Consider the following 19,312-nt stretch of genomic DNA (forward strand, 5'->3'; position numbering starts at 1 on the left):
GTTGGCGCCTACCTGCGTTGGCGAGCGGTGCCTGTCACTGTACGCTGACTTTGGCTGTCGGCGCTGTCGATCCAGTGAGCGTGACGAAGATATTACCCGATGTCCTGAACACGAGTTGGCGAATAATATCGCCATTGCTATCGACCTTGGCGACAGTCAATTTCGTGTCCGGAAGAGCGGTTTTATCTCCGTCGGAAACTTGCGAAAGGATCTGCAGCGTTCCGCCGCCAAGGCTGCCAGAGTAGGACAACGTGCGGTACCCCGCATCCGTCTGCCCTTGCAATCCAACATTCCATTCCGCATCAGCAGTAAATGACTTGACGGGCATCAACGTGTCTCCCTTGTCGCGTTGTTGGACTGGCGCTGCAGCAATTCCCGCACCACCTTCATGTCGCCAGCAAGATCGGTGACCGACTTCTGGACTTCGCGGATCGCCGCACTGTCGCCGACACGCCCCTGTTCGAGCACCTGGACGCGGTAGATCGCGTTATCGACCTTACGGCCGTCCGCCTCTGCATTTTGCTCGATCGCCACCAGGCGGGCGTTAATGGCCCCTTCCCGCTCGCGAACCTCTCCGTTGCGATCGGTGTGCATTTGCAGATGGCTTTCGCGCCATTTGTTTTCGTCGGCGAGCAGATCAGCGAGCGCCTTGGTCACCGATACCGAAAGAGCGGTGATCGCCTGGGCATTGCCCTCGATGCCGCGATCGGTGGCCTCCATGTAGCCGCCGCCTTTCCAGATCAAGCCTAGCGCACCAGCCACCAGCAGGCAGGTGTTGATCAGCGAACCGAACTCCTTCACGTATCCCAAAGCACGATTAGGCTCAGCCATCTTTTTTCACCGCCCGGATAACCGTGTTGCCGCCCATATAGAGGCCGGAATAGGTCATGAAGATCGTGAGGAAGGTAGGCATATCGATCCCCAGATCAACGGCCACCCGGCTACCCAGGGCCGCTAGCGTCGCGTTCACCAGCGGCCGCAAGACGACGTACCAGGCTACACAGGCAAGCATCAACCACATGCCGGCCGGACGCCAAAGCCAGCCAAAGCCGGTCTCCTTGTTCATTTCGGCAAGCATCAGCTCGTTGGCCATCCGCTGCCGGTCGTTATAGGCCAGGACCAGCTCCGGCGTCTCCGCCTCCACGGCCGCCACGGCCGCCTCAATCCGCGGAGCAGGCAAACTTGGCAATTCCTCCGGAGGAACGCCCGCCCTTGTCGCGATCGCGTCGATCACCGTTCCGCCGAGATCGCCGGCAACGCCGCCGACTTTCTCCTGCAGAATCCGCTTAACGAGCGGTGCGCCGACTTTTGCGGCAACGTCGATCAGAATGGATGTGAGGATCGCGCTCATGCGGCCACTCCCGCGTATGCTTCGGCCCGGGCCGTCGCAGCCCTTTGGCGAATGACGAGCAACACGGCGGCGATCGCCAGCACCACCGCCAGGCCGCCGAGGACCCAGAGCGCCGAGGCATCGACAGCCGAGGGATCGATGACGGGCGCGCCGGCGGATCCTGCGGCACCTGTCGCAGTCGTCTTTGCGGCCCTGTCGGCCGATCCCGCCGCTGTCTTCGCCGCTGCCGCTTCGCTCCTCGCATCAGCCTGGATCCGGCCGGGTGTGGCACCCATCGCCGCAAGCGCCATGGCAACGCCCCGAACCTCAATATCCGCCACGCGGCGGCCCCAGCCTTTGCCGAAGGTTTTCCAGATCTTCAAAGACTGCATGAACGAGAGACGCGCCCGGCAGATCTTTTTCACTGTGACAGAATGATCGTTACTGCCAGACGCGGCCTTCAGCCATTTGAGACCGCGCGAAACGCCGGAATTCACCGACGCATCATGAGTGGAGAGATCCACACCGGGAAAAAGCTGATCGCCGTTGATCTTGTCCTAGAATTCGGAGCGGTAAAATTTCAGCGCCTGGTCGCGCGTGATCAGACGGACAGGGGTACGTTTCCACCCCATCTTGTCCTGGTACTCGTGCCAGCGGGTTTCTGTGACGCCGTACATCGTCTTGCCGCCCGGGTCGGCCTTGTGATTGCTCCATCCGCCCTCCCAGGCGCCGGTGATGGACTGGCAGATTTCAAAGCGGTCGGACATAAAAAAGCTCCAGCATGGTCGATGCTGAAGCCTAGAGCCTTTCGGGTTGCGTCAAGTGCGGGCCGCGTAAAGCGAAATGCTCCCCGTTACCGGCGGAGCGCGCGCCTATCGATAAAGATGCAAGAGAAGTCCAACCGGGACACGAACGCGTAGTCCCTCGCTGTCATCAATCCATAGATTGGACTGGAAAGAACACTCACGACATCGGGATAGCCGAGCGTTTCTGTGATGATCATTTTCGGCCGATGTTTCTCCGCCATGCTTCGGATGATCCGATAATCCAGACCTTCCACGTCGATGCTCATCAGATCAATCGGCTGCTTGGCATGGGTCTCGATGATGTCATTGACGGTGCGACACTCAATCGTCTTTTGCTCTACGAGCACTTGTCCATTGTTGAGGTGGTGCTGCACATCCTTTTCACTGAGGAAACCATTCAGGCCCGGGTCAGTGAAGATCGAGAACAGCAGGCTTCCCGGCTCGTCGGAAACGCCAGCTTCGATATTCGTATCCTCGGGGCGAAGTGCATGGAATTCGTCCATCGCACCCGGCATCGCATCAACGTTCAGGCCGCGCCAGCCCTTCCGGTAAAAGTATGCTGTATTTGAAAGGTTGAAAGGGTGATGAGCCCCGACGTCAAGGTAATATCCGGTTTCGATCCCGAATGTGTCCATGAGGATTTTATTGGCAACAATGTCCTCCCCTTCCCACGAAAAACACGGCTGCAAGTTGAATCCCCCCCATAAGTTGCAAACTTGGATAACCCTCGCATGTAGTGTAAATATCGGTCAAGCTCCTGATAGAGGTTTTATTCTTACCTAACCCTTCTTCGAGGAAATTTCTTCGCCGCCGCCCTCTCTGGCCCGCAGGGAATGGCTAGGTAGGGTTGTTGACTGCATCCACGAAGGCAATGATTTCATTCGAAATAAGTCGCCACTTCACCTCGCCAACGCGCCAAGTGACAAAGCCGCATTCAGCGTCCTCTAATGTAAGAGCGTGATCTGCCGCCTCGATCACATCCAACACCTTGATACCGGTTCTGACCTGATCGATCGAATAACCGTGGTCAGGAGAAGCGACAACTAGTGATTTTAGCATCCCCTTAAATTCGTCGGATTTGTCCGAGGGGAAAGAGATGGTTTTCATATTGGCTCCTTATGCCACTCTTTGCTGGATTGCTGATCCATTTCGATAGAATTCACCCACAGCAACGCTGGCTGCTGCCGCTGCTGCATCATTTGCGTAGGAGTTTGCTGGCACGCCCATCTTCAGACCGAGGCCATTGCCCGGCGCATTTTTGATGCGAAACTTCTCGGCAGCGTTCGTCCCCAGGAGGAGGTCATAGGCCCCAGAGGTCATTACCTGACCGTAGTTGAGGCCATCCGTACTGAGAAACATCTTCGATGCGCCCGAAACCTGCAAATCCAGGCCGGGGTTGCCAGTTACCGCATTGATGGAACCTACCCGCCCCAGGGCCAACGGATTGCCGCCATCGCCCACATACAGATCTCCTGCAGTCGTCACCGCGTCCGTAGCAGTACGCACACCGATCGAAGTTTTACCTGTGTTAACGTTGAAGAGAGCGAAGATATTGCACAGAACATAATTCTTGCGCGAGCCGCCATGTTAACCCCGATAAAACCCGATCCTGTCATAAGCGGGAAATGACCGCGTTTGATGGCTCCGACGGCCGGGGAATGATACCGACAATGCAGGGTTTGAGCGAGACAGTGCCTTTGGGCAGGCGAAGCGGTATCGGAGCGATACTCGCACGGAAGCCCCTAATCGTCCTGGCATTGACTGTCGCCTGTTTACCGCTGGCACTATTGGTGACCGTGACCATGCCGATCGGCCCGATGTATTGGGATCATTACATCTACCTTGACGCAGCAAATCGTATCTTCGACGGCCAGATCCCTTCCGTCGATTTCTTTGCGCCCGTGGGTGGCCTCGGTTACTATCTCTTTGCCGGATGGCTTTATCTTTTCCCCAATGGCCACCCGCTGCTGCTTTCCAGCTGGTCGTTAATGACAGTAACGGCGCCCCTGATAGCGCTGGTCGTCCTGGACGTACAGAAACGCTCCCCGGCCATCGCGTATGGCTTGTTGCTGCCGTTCCTGTTCTTTTCTCTGCTGCCGTTCAACACCGGCGACTTCTACCCCTATCCGGGTTCCGATGGTTTCGGCATCTACAACCGCCAGATCTGCCAGCTGCTGTATGTACTGGCTGCCGCGCTGGTCTTCGTGCGCGGATGGAAAACACTGGCCGCGGTGACGGCGTTCGCCATGCTTGCGCTGCTGTTCATCAAGGTCACCGGGGTGGTTGCGGGCCTCGTCTTGTGCCTGATGGCCTTTCTGACTGGACGCCTGCCGCTTCGTGCGGCCCTTGTTGGCGGCGGCGTTTTCTTTGCCGCTATCGGATTTATTGAACTCACATCCGGCACGGTTTCAGCCTACGCCACCGATATTCTGTCGCTGGTTGTGATCAACGACACCAGCCTGTTGCCCCGCCTTCTGCAAGCCGCATCGATCAATTTCAGCGTAGTCCTGGCCGGCGGCCTGCTCGGCCTTGTCCTGCTCGGCAGTGAATTTCCCGCATTTTCAGCGGCAACCCGCGCCTTTGTCGCCAAGCCCAGCTTTCGGGCTATCGGCCGGATTGCCGATCAGTCCTTTCTGTGGATGGGGAGCTTCATTGCAGCCGGCCTGCTGTTTGAAAGCCAGAACACCGGTAGCCAGGCGTTCATCTTTCTGTGGCCGCTGCTACTTGCCATTCTCATCGAAACCTATCGCCACAAGGGATCGTCGGCATCATTTGCCATCGTTGCGTTTCTTGCTTTCAGCGCCGCCATTCCTCCCGTCGCCACAGTCACGCAAAAGGCAGCGCGCGCCTGGATCGGCAGCGTCAACAACAGGCCACTCGAACACGACAACCTGAAGAGCATGGGCGCTGTCAGCATCCGCGACATCCTGAGCCAGCGGGCACAGCGCCTGCAGACCAACTACGTAGCTTACCGTCCAGCCTATGATGCCTTAGCTGAAGCCGGTGAATTGCCATCTTTCCTGCTTTACAGCGACTTCGAGTTTCAGTCGCTATGGCTGCAGAGTGCCGATGATGCGGTCTCAGCAATCCGGGCGTTCGAAAGCGCCAACAAAGTACGGTTCGAGACGATCATGACGATCGATTTCACCAATCCCTTTCCCTGGCTGATGGATCGTCACGCGCCAAAATATATCGCAATCGGTGCCGATCCATACCGGGCCGTGCCGCAGCCGGGGCCACGCGTCAACGAGGCCGTAGCTGCCGTCGATCTGGCGCTTTATCCGACATGCCCGCCGACCACCGCGCGGCTGAAGCTTCTCGGTCTCTACCAGCCGGCACTTGCACCCGGCCATCACCGCATCACGTTGACACCATGCTACGATGCCTTCGTACGCAACGGTATTGCCACTGCACCTTAGGCGTCAGTGCGGCATCCGCAGCCGGCTTTCCGTCAGAAGGCCACTCTCATCGAGAATCGGATGCGCGACGGAAACGATATGGGCGTTGATCCGCTTCAGATCGCGCAAGATGTCCAAATGCAGGGAACTCGTCTGCAGGCTATCGGTGCGGCCGTCGCGTAGACGCTCCAGATGACGCTCGGACGAGCGTTTCTCCATATGGCGGACATCAACCTTTACCTCCATCAGATGGCGGGCAAGCTCGGCGTCGCGGGTGACAAAAATGGTCTGCGCGATGCGCAGATTGTCGATGGTCAGATTAAACAGTGTTGTCAGCTCCTGGTAGCCGTCCTCGGAGAATTTGAGTCCGTTGTCGATCTTCTTCTTGATCTCTTCTGTCAGGCCCTTTTCAATGATGTCACCGATATGTTCGAGGTTGATGGCATAGTCGATGATCACGATAGAACGGCGGCCATTGTCGTCGCTGAGACCGCTGCGCCCAAGCCGTGACAAGTAGAGTTTGACTTCCTGCTGCAGCAGATCCACCTGCTTTTCCAGTTTTCCGATATCCTGAAGCTGGAGACGATCATTGCTGTTGAACGCAGTCATCGTCGCGATCAGCATTTTCTCGATCAGATCACCGACGCGCAGCACTTCCCGGGTCGCGCCGGACAGAGCGATGACCGGTGTCGTCAGCGCCCGGTCGTCGAGATAGAGCGGCCCCGTCTCGGCCTTTGGCTCATCCGGAATAAGCCGCAACATGGCCGTTGAGAGCAGCGAGGAGAACGGCCACGCCAAAATGGCAAGCACAACATTGAAGATCAGGTGGATATCGACTGGAAGCTTTGCCGGTGAAAGCGGCAGTGTCTGGAGAAAAGCTGCAACTGGCGCTGCCACCGACAGCGCCAGCAGACAGCCGATGGCGCGAACAACCAGATTGCCCGCAGTGACCCGCTTGGCAGAGGCGGAAGCCGACAATGTCGCCATGACCGGCGGCACGGCCCCACCCAGGTTAGCGCCCAGCACGAGCGCGATCGTCAGGCCGGGCGAAAGAATACCAGCCGCTGCCAGCGACAGGATGAGAACGACCACGGCAAGGCTGGAGGATGAGACGAAGGCGAGCACCGAGGCGAAGATCATCGCGACAGGCCAGGCACTGTCGAGCATGGTGAGAAAACTTGCAAGTGCAGGCGATTCGCGCATCGGCTCGGTCGCGAGCCCGAGCAAGTGGAGCGACAACAACATCAAGCCGATCCCGACCAGGGCTGTGCCCGCGCCCTGCTTGGCGCTTGACCGCCCTGCCCGGTTAAGCATCACGCCAGCGAGAATGAGCAGTGGCGACAGCCAGTCGACACCGGTCGCGACGATCCAGGCCGTCACGGCTGTTCCGACATTTGCCCCGAGCAGGACGATCTGGGCCATGCGGGCACGAACCAGCCCCTTTTCAACAAACGACGCGATCATCAGTGCAGTCGCAGTCGAGCTTTGAAGCGCGACGGTTGCGACGAACCCACCCACGAACGAGCGCACCGGCCCACGGGTCCCTTGCGCCAATCCGGTTCGCAGCCTGATCCCGAAAGCGCGCGTCGCACCGTCCTTGACCTGCGACAGGCCAAAGAGCAGCAACGCGACGGCTCCGAACAGATTGACCATGACGATGATGGATTCCATGTCTGCACTCCGGCTTTCCCGCCAAGATTGCTGCTGATCAAGCGAGTCGGCATGTTCTGGCGGATCGATGCTAGCATTTCCATGGGCGAAATGACCCGCGTCACATCGATAGTGACAGATATTTTTTGATTGCCGGCTAACATTTCCGACATGTTTCAGCCTTCGAACGGCACCCGTCAGAACTGCGCGCGTTCCCCTCCTGCACCAAGCGGCACGGCATCACGAACAAATGACCGCCCGGTGCGCGCCGGTGCCGTCGTCCCGCTGATTTCCTCGACTTTTTGCGTGTTTGAACCCTTCAATTCCGCCGCGGATTGCTCTAAGGAACGACACCGGTTGCCATCCGGCGACCACGAAATTGCGACGAGGTATGCAGACCCATGCTTGAATTCCTGAGAAGAGGCTCCCGGACCTGGGTTGTCAAAGGACTGATGGTCCTTCTTGTTCTTTCCTTCGGTGTCTGGGGTGTGTCCACGTCGCTGGTAACGGGAACGGCCGACGCCGTTGTGACGGTCGGGGACGTAAAAGTATCTCCGAGCGATTTCCGTCTTGCCTATGAGCGCCAGCTCGCCCAGCTTTCCCGGCAGTTCGGTACGCGGCTGAGCCGTGAACAGGCCAAGGCCTTCGGTGTCGAAGCGCAGGTCTATTCCCAGCTCGTCGCTGGTGCGACGCTTGATCAGCTGTCGGAAAACATGAACCTCGGCCTGTCGCAGGACCGCCTCGCCTCGCTGATCAGTGAAGACCCGGCATTCAAGGGTGTCAACGGTCAGTTCGACCGGGGAACTTTCTCGAGCGTGCTGCGCAATGCGGGCTTGCGCGAACAGGATTACATCAACAACCGCAGCCAGGTTGCCGTACGCTCGCAAGTCGTCGAAGCCCTGTCGGATGGCTACACGCCGCCAAAGGTTCTGGGCGACGCCCTGCGCCAGTATCGCAACGAAACGCGTTCCATCGACTATCTGCTTTTGTCGAATGCCAATGTCGATCCGGTCAAGGCCCCCTCGGATGAGGTGCTCAAGCCCTGGTTCGAAACACACAAGGCCGAATACCGCGCGCCGGAATTCCGCAAGATCAGCTATGTGAAGCTGGAACCCACCGACATCGCCGATCCTGCGTCGGTCACGGAAGACGAAGTGCGGGCCGACTACGAAAAGCGCAAGAACAGCTTCAGCACGCCGGAAACCCGCACCGTCGAACAGCTCTCCTTCCCTTCGCGTGAAGAAGCTGACGCGGCGGCAGTCAAACTGTCCACCGGCACGACGTTCGACGCTCTGGTCACCGCTTCCGGCAAGACGGCAAGCGACGTGCTGCTCGGCGATTTCACCCGCGACCGCATGCCTGATGCCAAGCTGGGCGACGCTGCCTTTGCGCTTGTCGCCGATGGGCAGACGACGCCGGTCATCGATGGCGCCTTCGGTGCCGTTATCCTGCGTGTCACCAATATCAAGCCACAAACGGTTCGGGCCTATGACGAGGTTAAGGACGAACTGCGCCAGGAACTGGCGCTGAGCAATGCCGCCAACGAGATCATGGGGATCCACGACAAATTCGAGGATGCCCGCGTCTCTGGCGCCCCGATGAAGGAAGCGGCCGAACAGACCAACCTGAAGCTTGTGGTCCTCAACGCGGTCGATGCACGCGGCAATGACACGAATGGCGATGAAATCACCGGTATCCCCGAGGCAAAGACCCTGCTTGAAGAAGCCTTCAAGGCTGAAGTCGGCGGAGAAACCTTGCCAGTCAACCTTGGTCGCGACGGTTATGTCTGGTTCGATGTCGACGAAGTCACACCGGCACGCGATCGCACGCTGGACGAAGCCCGCGAAAAGGTCGTCGCAGACTGGACAGCGGAACAGCAGCGCAACGAGTTGGCTGCAAAGGCTGTCGAGCTGAAGGGCCGGGTCGAAAAGGGCGAAACACTCGCGGACATTGCGGCAGAACTCGGTATCGCCGTCGAAACCAAATCGGGACTTCGCCGCTCTGCAGAAGATGCAGCGCTTAGCCCCGCGGCGGTCGCAGCTGCCTTTGGCGGCGCAAATGGATTGGTTGCGAATGCACCGGGGATCGGCGGCGAAGGCCAGATCCTTCTGAAGGTTACCGAAGTCGATAACGACAACCCAGGCGATGCGCTTGACAATGACGATCGTCAGATCAATGCCATCGCCCAGGCCAGCGGCGACGACATACTCGATCAGATGGTCAGCGAGTTGCAGAAGGGCTACGGTGTTACGATCAACCAGCAGCTCGCCGAGCTTGCTCTGTCGCAGCAGCGGTAACGCAAAAGGGATCAGCATGCCGGACTTGAAGCCTTTCGTCGCTAAGGCCGCAACAGGTGAAGCGCTCAACCGCGATGACGCCCGCGCAGCCTTCGAAATCATCATGTCCGGCGAAGCGACCCCCTCGCAGATCGGCGGCTTTCTGATGGCGTTGCGCGTGCGCGGCGAAACGGTGGATGAGATCGTCGGGGCCGTCGGGGCCATGCGGGCACGCATGCTGACGGTCGAGGCACCGGCTGACGCCATCGACATCGTCGGAACCGGCGGTGATGGCGCCGGGACCTACAATATCTCGACGCTCGCAGCACTGATCGTCGCCGGTGCCGGTGTACCGGTCGCCAAGCATGGCAATCGCGCGCTCAGCTCTAAGTCGGGAACGGCCGACGCGCTCTCCTGCCTCGGCGTCAAGCTCGATATCGGGCCGGATGCCATTGCACGCTGCATTTCAGAAGCCGGACTCGGCTTCATGTTCGCCCAGCAGCACCATTCCGCCATGCGCCATGTCGGTCCAACCCGCGTCGAGCTGGGGACGCGGACGATCTTCAATCTGCTCGGCCCCCTGTCGAACCCGGCCGGCGTGACCCAGCAGCTTGTCGGTGTTTATTCGCCGCATTGGCTGTTGCCGGTCGCCGAAGTGCTACGCGATCTCGGCTCGAAGAGCGTCTGGGTCGTGCATGGCGAAGGACTGGACGAAATCACCACGACCGGCGTCACGCAGGTGGCGGCGCTTGAAAATGGCCAGATCAGAACATTCGAACTGACGCCATCCGATTTTGGTTTGGAAACCGTTCTGCTTGCCGATCTCAAGGGCGGCGATGGCGCGCACAATGCCGTGGCGCTGAAGGGCGTTCTGCAGGGTGATGCGACGCCCTACCGCGACATTTCGCTTGCCAATGCCGCGGCCTCGTTGCTGATCGCGGGACGCGCCGGTGATCTTCGCGAGGGCATGGAGCTTGCCCGCCGGTCGCTGACCAGTGGCAATGCCAATGCTACGCTCGAACGGCTCATCCGCGTTTCCAACGCGGCGTAAGGAGAAAATCGATGGCTGACATTTTGCAGAAGATCGAAATCTACAAGCGCGAGGAAATCGCCGCTGCAAAATCGCGCGTCAGCCTCGCAGACCTGAAGGCGAAGGCCGCCGGACAGGAAGCACCGCGTGGCTTTCTGAACGCCCTGAGAGCCAAGCAGGCGGAAGACCGTTTCGGCCTCATTGCCGAAATTAAGAAGGCCAGCCCTTCCAAAGGATTGATTCGGCCGGATTTCGATCCGCCACTTCTGGCAAAGGCCTATGAAATCGGCGGCGCGGCCTGCCTGTCCGTCCTGACCGACGGCCCGAGTTTTCAAGGCGCGCCAGAATTTCTGACGGCAGCACGCAACGCCTGTTCCCTTCCCGCCCTGCGCAAAGATTTCATGTTCGAAACCTACCAGGTCCATGAAGCTCGTGCCTGGGGTGCCGATTGCATCCTGTTGATCATGGCGTCGCTGAATGACAGCGATGCACAGAGGCTCGAGCACGAGGCGTTTTCGCTCGGCATGGATGTCCTGGTCGAAGTGCATGACGAGGAAGAACTCGAGCGGGCGCTGAAACTGAGTTCGCCGCTACTTGGTATCAACAACCGTAATCTGAAAACGTTCGAAGTCGATATCGCCCTGTCCGAAAAACTGGCACCGATGGTCCCGGCCGACCGGCTACTGGTCGGCGAGAGCGGCATCTTCAGCCATGACGACTGCGTGCGGCTGGCAAAGAGCGGCATTTCGACATTCCTCGTCGGTGAAAGCCTGATGCGCAAGGACGATGTGACCGCCGCAACCCGCATCCTTTTGACCGGATCCGCCGCAATTCTGGCTGCTGAATAATGGCTGCACCGTCCCTCACCCATGTTGGCTCGGACGGTCAGGCCAATATGGTCGATGTCGGAGACAAGGCAGAGACCGTGCGCATTGCCGTTGCCGAAGGCTTTGTGCGGATGCTGCCGGAGACGCTCGACCTCATTCTCAAGGGTAATGCCAAGAAGGGCGACGTGCTCGCCACCGCGCGCCTCGCCGGCATCATGGCCGCGAAGCAGACGGCCAATCTGATACCGCTTTGCCATCCGCTGATGCTGTCGAAGGTTTCCGTCGATATTTCCGCCGATGCCGCCTTGCCGGGCTTGCGGGTCGAGGCAATGGCCAAGCTCACCGGCCGCACAGGCGTTGAGATGGAAGCGCTTACCGCTGCCAGTGTTGCGTGCCTGACGATCTACGACATGGCCAAGGCCGCTGACCGGGAGATGGAGATCGGCGGCATCCGGCTCGTTCAAAAATCGGGTGGGCGTTCCGGCGACTATGCCCGCAAGGAAAGTCAGAGCTGATGGCATTGCTTCCGGTTTCAGATGCGCTCGACAGGCTGTTGAAAATCTCTGCACCGGTAGCTCGCTCGGAAATGGTTGATCTGCACGACGCAATGGGCCGCGTTCTGGCAAATGATATCTCTGCCCTCGTCACCCACCCTGCCTTCGACAACTCGGCCATGGACGGATATGCCGGACACCATGAGGATTTTGCCGAAGCTGGTACGGAGCTTGTTGTTATCGGCGAATCGGCGGCAGGCCGTGGTTTTGACGGTCAAGTTGCCCGCGGCGAGGCTGTCCGCATCTTCACTGGCGCGCCTGTCCCTGAGGGCGCGGATACAGTTCTTATTCAGGAAGATGCGGAAAAACTCCCGGATGGCCGTATCCGGACGACATTCGCTCTGGCCAAGGGCCGCCATATTCGCCCTAAGGGGCAGGATTTTACCCTTGGCGACATCGTTTTGCACGCCGGGCAGGTACTGGATGCCGGGCGTTTGACGGTCGCCGCCGGCATGAACCATCCGCAACTACCAACTCTCGCGCGGCCGAAGGTGGCGATCCTGGCAACCGGTGATGAATTGCGGCTTCCCGGCAGTGTTCCAGGGCCTGACCAGATTATTGCCTCGAACACCTATGGCGTTGCGGCAATTGCCCATGACAACGGTGCCGAAATTATCGATCTGGGGATCGTGCGCGATGACAAGGCGGCTATTGCGGCCGCAGTCTCCAGGGCGCAGGCCGCTGGCGCGGACGTGCTGGTGACACTTGGCGGCGCCTCAGTCGGCGATCACGACCTCGTCCAATCAACGCTGGTCGAAAGCGGCATGGTGCTGGATTTCTGGCAGATCGCCATGCGCCCTGGGAAACCGCTGATGGTTGGATCTCTTCAGCGCATGACAGTGCTTGGCTTGCCAGGAAACCCGGTCTCCAGCCTCGTCTGCTCGCTGTTGTTCCTGGAACCGCTGTTGCGCCATCTCGGCTCTCTGCCCCCGCGTGATCGCAGCGGCAAGGCAAAAACGCTGAGTGCGCTGGTAGCCAACGACAAACGGCAGGACTATGTTCGTGCCCGGTTGACGCGCGCCAATGATGGATCGTTGCAAGCCGAGACTTTTTCGCGCCAGGATTCCTCGATGATGCAGGTCTTTGCCCAATCCGACTGCCTGATCATCCGGCCGCCGCATGCGCCGGCGCTAGAGGCTGGCGCCCCTTGTGACCTGATGATTCTCCGCTCCCCAGGCAGCTGACCACTCGGCCGGGTACCCTTCCCAAACACCACTTCGCGCCTATCTATCCCTCGGCAAAACTGCCGTTGATGGAAGGGAATGAAATTGAATCGCAATGCGCTCTACATGCTTATCGGAGGCCTCGTCGTTCTGGTCGTTGGATTGGGCATCTATATCTACGACAAGGAATCCAAGCCCGACGGCGTTGAGGTGAAGATCGGCGAAGGCGGCATTTCGATCGAGGAAAACTGAGTTGAACGCAGTGGCTTTCACACCCGTCGCCATATTAACCATTTATTAACCAAAACAACCGATTATTCACCTCAGTTGACCTGACTACGGATGTACTAGCAGGCCAAGCATAGGACGACAGGCCGGGTAATCCCGGCCTTTTCGTTTTTCAGATGATCTTCAGAATCAGTGCGAAGCCCGCGAGACAAGGATTTTGTCGATACGGCGGCCGTCCATGTCGATGACTTCGAAACGATAGCCATAGGCTTCCGTAACGTCACCTTCCTCGGGGTTCTTGCGCAATTGCTGCACAAGGAAGCCGGAGATGGTTTCGTAGCTACCATCCGAATCGATTTCGTCGATACCGATCGTCAGGTGGATTTCATCGATCGGCGTGCGGCCGTCGACCAGATAGGATCCATCGTCGCGCTGGCGAATCAAAGCATGCTCGATATCGTCATAGTTCGACGGCAGAACGCCAACGATCGCTTCAAGAATGTCAGCGATGGTTATGATGCCTTCGATACTGCCGTATTCATCGACGATCATTGCCATGTTGATATGCGATGCCTTGAAGGCTTCAAGCGCCTTCAAGCAGGAAGCCGTTTCCGGCAAGGTATGGATATCCTTGACGAAGTTGCGGACCTGAAAGCCAGCCTTCACCGGCGCGTTCAAGATTTCCTTGACCTGTACCGCGCCGAGCACTTCACCCGCCGCATCCATGACCGGATAGCGGGAATGGGCGGTTTGCTCGACCTTGGCACGGATGGTCTCGAGCGTGTCGTTGACGTCGATGAAGCTGACTTCGGTGCGATGGGTCATGATCGACTTCACGTTGCGGTCGCCCAACCGGATGATTCGCCGCAGCATTTCGTGCTCTGACTTCTCGATCGCGCCACTTTCGACGCCCTCGGCCATGATCGCCTGGACCTCTTCTTCCGTGACATGGTCGCTATCGCTGGAAACACCAAAGATCCGCATGAACAGCGATGCCGACATCTCGAACAGATAGACGATCGGCGCGGCAAGGCGCGACAGAAACGACATCGGACCCGCGACGAACATTGCCACGCCTTCCGAGTTTTTCAGCGCCAGTTGCTTGGGAATGAGCTCGCCGATCACAACGGACAGGTAGGTAATCAGAGTGACGACCAGTGCGACGGCAACTGTGCTGCCATAGGGATTGATCCAGCTGATCGTGTCGAGCGTCGGCGCCAGCTTGTCGGCGATGGTGGCACCACCATAGGCACCGGCAAGCGTACCCACGAGAGTAATGCCGACCTGTACAGTGGACAGAAACTTGCCCGGATCTTCGGCCAACCGTAGCGCCAATTCGGCGCGGCTGTTGCCTTGTTTTGCCATCTGCCGCAACAGTGGCCGGCTTGCCGATACAATTGCCATTTCCGAAAGCGCGAAAAACGCATTGATCAAAAGAAGAACGAAAATAACAATCAGTTCGGACATAACCCTCGGACACCGTTGATGGGAGATACGCGCATCGGAAGCGATGCACGTCAGTTTCAGCCCTATCAAATAGGCGGAAGACGCAGTTGCAGCAAGGCGGCAACTGCAGATTTACGGTAGTTTTGGCTATGAGCGCGGTTTACCGGGCCCCAGATGCAGCGCAAATTTCGATCAAAGCGCCAGATAGAACGGCGGAATTACCGGGATGGAGCCTGGACGTCATCAAGTTCCTTGAGGGCGATCCGAACGCGCTCACGCCCGACGCGGATGACATTCTGCATCGCTGCCCTCGCCCCCGCCTCATCGCGCCGGCTGATCTGCTCGACGATCTTGATATGCGAACGCGACACCTCGTCAATGCCTTCGCGGCCCGATGCGGGCGAGCTTAACTTGAATATACCGACCAGTGCCGCCTCGATCAGGCTGCCGACGGTGCGCATGAATGGATTTCCCGAAGCTTCGACGACGGCAAGATGAAAGCGCAGATCGGCCATCGCCAGCGTTTCAGCGGTATGGTCGGGATCGCCCATCGCAACCGCCAGCCGCATCATGCCGCTGATCTCGGCTTCCGTGGCGTTGACGGCGGCAAGAGCTGCAGCGTGAGGTTCGAAGGCGAGGCGTATCTCGCTGAGATGATAGAGGAACTCTTCGTCGACGCCGCGATGGAAATGCCAAGTCAGAACATCGCCGTCGAACAGATTCCATTGATTTTTCGCCGTCACCCGGGTGCCGATACGGGCGCGCGGTACGATTAATCCCTTGGCAGCCAGCGTCTTCATTGCCTCGCGCAGAACCGTGCGCGATACCTTGAAACGTATCGCCAACTCCGGGTCGCCGGGCAAAATGGCGCCCACAGGAAATTCGCCGGACACGATGGCCTTGCCCAGTTCATCCACCACTTGCGCGTGGCTCGTGCGCGTTCGCGCACCGGTCAGGACGGTTTCGAGCAGACCTTTACGCAAGCAACTCCCCCCTCAGGAATACCTTCTGTTTTGGCGCGACAAAAACAGGATGGCCTTTTGCATCAATATGAAAGCAAACAGCAAGGCACCGATCAAAATTTTCGTCCACCAACTCGACAGCGAACCGTCGAAGGTGATGTAGGTCTGGATCAGTCCCTGAATCAAGACGCCGACGAGTGTTCCTCCGACAAACCCGGCGCCTCCTGTCAGAAGCGTTCCTCCAATCACCACCGCAGCAATCGCATCCAGCTCGACACCCACGGTGGCGAGCGAATAACCTGCTGATGTATATAGGGAATAAACGATTCCCGAAAGCCCGGCCAGAAAACCGGAAAGACCATAGATCATCATGGTCGTGCGGCCGACGGGAACGCCCATCAGGGCCGACGTCTGGGCACCACCGCCAAGCGCATAGACATTGGTACCGAAGCGGGTGCGCTGGGCAATGAGGATACCCGCCGCAAAGACCAGCAGCATCAGTCCGCCGATCAGCGTGATGCGGCCACCGCCCGGCAGCTTGTAGTAAAACGTCTTCATCGTTGCGTAGAACGGATGTTTGATCGGGATCGAATCGACCGACAGAACAAAGGCCATACCACGGGCCAGGAACATACCGGCCAGCGTAACGATGAAGGCCGGCATTTCAAGATAGTAGATGATCGCCCCCATGATCGCACCGAACAGCGTCGTGATCACGAGCACGAGCGCGAAGGCTGCGAGCGGATGGATGCCGGTATTCTGCAAGAGAACAGCCAGGAAAATACCCGTGAAGGCAATGACCGAACCGATCGACAGGTCGATACCGCCCGACAGGATCACGAAGGTCATGCCGACTGCTGCAATCCCAAGAAAAGCGTTATCTGTCAGAAGGTTGCCGATCACGCGGGTCGATAGGATGTTCGGATACTGCGCGGCACACGCCGCGTAGGAAACGACGAAGATGACGATGGTGGCGATGAGCGGGAGATATTTCTGGTTCATTGGGCGGACTGCTCTGCGGTCTCTCTACGGACGGATTTCCGGCCAAGGAACGTCAACCCGGCCTGCACGCGCGGCGACTGGATGACGAGGATGATGACGATGATCGCCGCCTTGATGATCAGGTTGAATTCCGGCGGAAAGCCCGAAGACAGGATGCCGGTATTGACCGCCTGAATGATCATGGCGCCAATCAGCGAGGCAACGATACTGAACCGGCCACCGAGCAGTGACGTGCCGCCGACGACGACGGCGAGAATGGCATCGAGTTCAAGCCAGAGACCCGCATTGTTGGCGTCGGCGCCCCTGATATCTGCCGTGACGATCAACCCGGCGACGGCGGCACACAGCCCCGACAGCATGTAAGCCGCCATCAAAAGCAGAGGCGTCTGTATTCCTGACAGCGTGCTGGCACGGCGATTGATACCGACGGCCTCGATCAGCATGCCAAGCGCGGTGCGCCGCACCAGCAAAGCCACAGCGATGCCGAACGCAAGCCAGATGACGACCGGCATCGGCAGGCCAAGGAAGGAGCCACTGCCGATGAAAATCAACCCGGGATCGTTGAAGGTCAGGATCGCGCCTTCCGTCACCAATTGGGCGATCCCTCTCCCGGCGACCATCAGCACCAGCGTGGCGATAATCGGCTGGATATTGAGCACCGAAACCAGAAACCCGTTCCAGACGCCGCAGATCAGGCCTGTGCCGACCGCCAAAAGCAAGGTCACTAGCAATGGATCCCCGCGTACGCTGGATGCGGCGGCCACGGCGCCGCAAATGGCCATGACCGCGCCCACAGAAAGATCGATGCCTTTCGTGGCGATCACCACAGTCATGCCGACAGCCAGAAGAGCGACCGGGGCGCCGCGATTGAGAATATCGATCAGGCTGCCATAAAGCCTCCCGTTCTGGATTTCGATCGAGAAGAAATCGGGAAAGACCAACCGGATCAACGCCAGAATCAGCGCTAGCGCAACGAATTGCGGCAACAGGCGGCGGCCGAGACGTTTTGCGTTGTCGATCATTGGGCGCCTCCTGCAACCGTTGCCGCAGCAATGGCATTGACGATATGTTCGGTGGTGATCTCGCTGCCAGTCAACTCCGCCACATGGGCGCGATCGCGCAGAACGATAATCCTCGAACTGTAAGCCACGAGTTCCTCAAGCTCGGACGAAATGACGATGAGCGACATGCCTTGTGCGCAGAGTTCACCGATCAGCCGGATGATTTCCGCATGGGCTCCAACATCGATACCGCGTGTCGGTTCGTCGAGAATGAGAAACTGCGGGTTGGTGGCCAGCCAGCGCGCCAGAATGGCCTTCTGCTGATTGCCACCGGAAAGCAACCGGATCGGCTTCTCCCGGTCGCTGGTGCGAATGTCCAGCGCCTTGATGTAGCGGTCGGCCAAGGCATTCTGCTCGGAGGCGGCAAGCGGCCTTGCCCAGCCACGCCGCGCCTGCAAGGCGAGAGCGATGTTTTCGCGCACGGACAATTCGCCAATGATTCCGTCAAGCTTGCGATCCTCGGGGCAAAACCCGAAGCCTTCGGCAATGGCAGCGCGTGGTGATGAGAGATTCGCCGTCTTGCCGCCGATATCGGCGCTACCACTGTCGGCCTTGTGCACACCGAACATCAATTCTGCGGTTTCGGTGCGGCCGGAACCAAGAAGGCCGGCAATACCGACGACCTCGCCCTTGCGGACATCCAGATCGAATGGGTTGATCTTGCCTGTCTTGCCGTATTTCGAAAACCGGAAATGAACAGGGCCGCTTGCCGTCTCAACCGCACCAACGGCCTTTTCGACAAACTGCAACTCATGGCCGAGCATCATCGTCACGAGTTCGCGGCGCGGCAAGGATGCGATGTCGCGGGTGCCGACCAACTGGCCGTTGCGCAGCACGGTGATCCGGTCCGAGAGATCGTAGACCTGTTCGAGAAAATGGGTGATGAAGACGATACCAAGTCCCCTCGCCCGCAAATCGCGGACAATGCGAAACAGCATTTCCACTTCCTGGGCATCGAGACTGGCAGTCGGCTCGTCGAGGATCAGCACCTTGCCAGAGAGATCGACAGCACGGGCGATGGCTACGACCTGCTGGATGGCCACGGAGTAACTCTCAAGCGCCGCGGAGACGTTGATATCGATGCCATATTGCGCAAGCAGAGCGTTTGCCCGCCTTTTCATTTCCCCGTTCTGAATGAGACCGAAACGACGAGGCTGACGCCCGAGAAAGAGGTTTTCGGCAACGCTCAGATTTCCAAGGAGATTGACTTCCTGGTAGACGGTGCCGATCCCCAGTTTCTGGGCATCGAGCGTGTCTCGTGGGTCGATCTCAGTGCCATCGAGGCTCAACTGACCAGCGTCGCGGCGGTAGGCGCCCGTCATGCATTTGATCAGCGTCGATTTTCCGGCGCCGTTTTCGCCCAGCAGCGCATGCACTTCGCCGCGCCGCAGCGAAAAATCGACCTTATTGAGCGCAATGGCGCCCGGAAAGGTTTTCACGATCCCGGCGGCGACAAGAATATCGTTTGAGCTGTTCTGCATGAAACCGGATTCTTCAACAAATGAGGTCAGCCATAGCTTACGGATTTGCGCCAGTTGCACCAGCGTCCGCATAAGGTGTGGATTGCCACGGTGCCGGG

The 19,312-nt window shown here is 58.7% G+C and carries 21 protein-coding genes; 7 read left to right on the top strand and 14 right to left on the bottom strand.

The genetic code is table 11. The features are described from left to right. Positions 1–34: 34 nt before the first annotated feature. The 8 genes from ASD36_RS15665 to ASD36_RS15700 form a co-directional block, all read right to left on the bottom strand. Positions 35–328 carry a hypothetical protein gene (locus ASD36_RS15665; RefSeq protein ID WP_060505385.1) on the bottom strand — a complete coding sequence of 98 codons (294 nt, stop codon included), beginning with the start codon at positions 326–328 and terminating at the stop codon, positions 35–37. Next, entirely contained in the window at positions 328–831 is a 504-nt protein-coding gene (locus ASD36_RS15670; protein ID WP_156393873.1) for a hypothetical protein, read from the bottom strand. Before ASD36_RS15670 ends, ASD36_RS15665 begins: the two co-directional genes overlap by 1 nt. Continuing rightward, a complete protein-coding gene (locus ASD36_RS15675) occupies positions 824–1,351 on the bottom strand; it encodes a 3TM-type holin (protein ID WP_060505383.1) in 528 nt (175 codons plus the stop codon). Before ASD36_RS15675 ends, ASD36_RS15670 begins: the two co-directional genes overlap by 8 nt. Further along, on the bottom strand, positions 1,348–1,827 hold the full coding sequence (locus tag ASD36_RS15680; RefSeq protein ID WP_060641736.1) for a hypothetical protein: 480 nt from the start codon (positions 1,825–1,827) through the stop codon (positions 1,348–1,350). The genes ASD36_RS15675 and ASD36_RS15680 overlap by 4 nt, the downstream gene beginning before the upstream one ends. 60 nt (positions 1,828–1,887) lie before the next feature. Further along, entirely contained in the window at positions 1,888–2,097 is a 210-nt protein-coding gene (locus ASD36_RS15685; protein ID WP_060505381.1) for a glycosyl hydrolase 108 family protein, read from the bottom strand. An 86-nt stretch (positions 2,098–2,183) separates the two neighbouring features. Then, complete coding sequence (locus ASD36_RS15690; RefSeq protein WP_060505380.1) at positions 2,184–2,771, bottom strand: FkbM family methyltransferase; 588 nt, start codon at positions 2,769–2,771, stop codon at positions 2,184–2,186. 202 nt (positions 2,772–2,973) lie between these two features. Beyond that, the gene (locus tag ASD36_RS15695) at positions 2,974–3,243 is read right to left on the bottom strand and encodes a hypothetical protein (RefSeq protein ID WP_060505379.1); all 270 of its coding nucleotides are present in this window, start codon (positions 3,241–3,243) and stop codon (positions 2,974–2,976) included. Positions 3,244–3,252: 9 nt separating this feature from the next. Then, a complete protein-coding gene (locus ASD36_RS15700) occupies positions 3,253–3,597 on the bottom strand; it encodes a hypothetical protein (RefSeq protein WP_060505378.1) in 345 nt (114 codons plus the stop codon). 329 nt (positions 3,598–3,926) lie between these two features. Between ASD36_RS15700 and ASD36_RS15705 the strand changes: the two genes are divergently transcribed. Beyond that, positions 3,927–5,555 carry a hypothetical protein gene (locus tag ASD36_RS15705; protein WP_244489844.1) on the top strand — a complete coding sequence of 543 codons (1,629 nt, stop codon included), beginning with the start codon at positions 3,927–3,929 and terminating at the stop codon, positions 5,553–5,555. A gap of 3 nt (positions 5,556–5,558) precedes the next feature. On the opposite strand, the gene ASD36_RS15710 is transcribed toward ASD36_RS15705, so the two are convergent. Then, positions 5,559–7,205 (bottom strand): Na/Pi cotransporter family protein, encoded by a 1,647-nt coding sequence (locus ASD36_RS15710; RefSeq protein WP_060505377.1) that lies wholly within the window; start codon positions 7,203–7,205, stop codon positions 5,559–5,561. 380 nt (positions 7,206–7,585) lie between these two features. Here ASD36_RS15710 and ASD36_RS15715 point away from each other — a divergent pair, with 380 nt between their 5' ends. From ASD36_RS15715 to ASD36_RS30655, 6 genes are all read left to right on the top strand, one after another. After that, positions 7,586–9,481 carry a peptidylprolyl isomerase gene (locus ASD36_RS15715; protein ID WP_060505376.1) on the top strand — a complete coding sequence of 632 codons (1,896 nt, stop codon included), beginning with the start codon at positions 7,586–7,588 and terminating at the stop codon, positions 9,479–9,481. Between the two features lie 16 nt (positions 9,482–9,497). Beyond that, complete coding sequence (gene trpD, locus ASD36_RS15720) at positions 9,498–10,511, top strand: anthranilate phosphoribosyltransferase (protein ID WP_060505375.1); 1,014 nt, start codon at positions 9,498–9,500, stop codon at positions 10,509–10,511. Positions 10,512–10,522: 11 nt separating this feature from the next. Further along, positions 10,523–11,338 (top strand): indole-3-glycerol phosphate synthase TrpC, encoded by an 816-nt coding sequence (gene trpC, locus ASD36_RS15725; protein ID WP_060505374.1) that lies wholly within the window; start codon positions 10,523–10,525, stop codon positions 11,336–11,338. Further along, entirely contained in the window at positions 11,338–11,832 is a 495-nt protein-coding gene (gene moaC / locus ASD36_RS15730; protein ID WP_060505373.1) for a cyclic pyranopterin monophosphate synthase MoaC, read from the top strand. Before trpC ends, moaC begins: the two co-directional genes overlap by 1 nt. After that, complete coding sequence (gene glp / locus ASD36_RS15735) at positions 11,832–13,055, top strand: gephyrin-like molybdotransferase Glp (protein ID WP_060505372.1); 1,224 nt, start codon at positions 11,832–11,834, stop codon at positions 13,053–13,055. Before moaC ends, glp begins: the two co-directional genes overlap by 1 nt. A gap of 78 nt (positions 13,056–13,133) precedes the next feature. Further along, positions 13,134–13,286: a hypothetical protein gene (locus tag ASD36_RS30655; protein WP_156393874.1), complete on the top strand. Its 153-nt coding sequence runs from the start codon at positions 13,134–13,136 to the stop codon at positions 13,284–13,286. 165 nt (positions 13,287–13,451) lie between these two features. Here the strand turns inward: ASD36_RS30655 and ASD36_RS15740 are convergent, their stop codons facing one another. The 5 genes from ASD36_RS15740 to ytfR form a co-directional block, all read right to left on the bottom strand. Continuing rightward, positions 13,452–14,729 carry a hemolysin family protein gene (locus tag ASD36_RS15740; RefSeq protein ID WP_060505371.1) on the bottom strand — a complete coding sequence of 426 codons (1,278 nt, stop codon included), beginning with the start codon at positions 14,727–14,729 and terminating at the stop codon, positions 13,452–13,454. Between the two features lie 197 nt (positions 14,730–14,926). Next, positions 14,927–15,691, bottom strand: a complete 765-nt coding sequence (locus tag ASD36_RS15745; protein WP_060505370.1) for a FadR/GntR family transcriptional regulator — start codon at positions 15,689–15,691, stop codon at positions 14,927–14,929. Between the two features lie 12 nt (positions 15,692–15,703). Beyond that, positions 15,704–16,672, bottom strand: a complete 969-nt coding sequence (gene yjfF / locus ASD36_RS15750) for a galactofuranose ABC transporter, permease protein YjfF (protein ID WP_060505369.1) — start codon at positions 16,670–16,672, stop codon at positions 15,704–15,706. Next, positions 16,669–17,694 (bottom strand): ABC transporter permease, encoded by a 1,026-nt coding sequence (locus tag ASD36_RS15755; RefSeq protein ID WP_060505368.1) that lies wholly within the window; start codon positions 17,692–17,694, stop codon positions 16,669–16,671. The genes yjfF and ASD36_RS15755 overlap by 4 nt, the downstream gene beginning before the upstream one ends. Continuing rightward, positions 17,691–19,214 (bottom strand): galactofuranose ABC transporter, ATP-binding protein YtfR, encoded by a 1,524-nt coding sequence (ytfR, locus tag ASD36_RS15760; RefSeq protein WP_060505630.1) that lies wholly within the window; start codon positions 19,212–19,214, stop codon positions 17,691–17,693. Before ytfR ends, ASD36_RS15755 begins: the two co-directional genes overlap by 4 nt. Between the last annotated feature and the right edge of the window lie 98 nt (positions 19,215–19,312).

This window comes from Rhizobium sp. Root1334, from assembly GCF_001426665.1.
Classification (GTDB): Bacteria; Pseudomonadota; Alphaproteobacteria; order Rhizobiales; family Rhizobiaceae; genus Pararhizobium.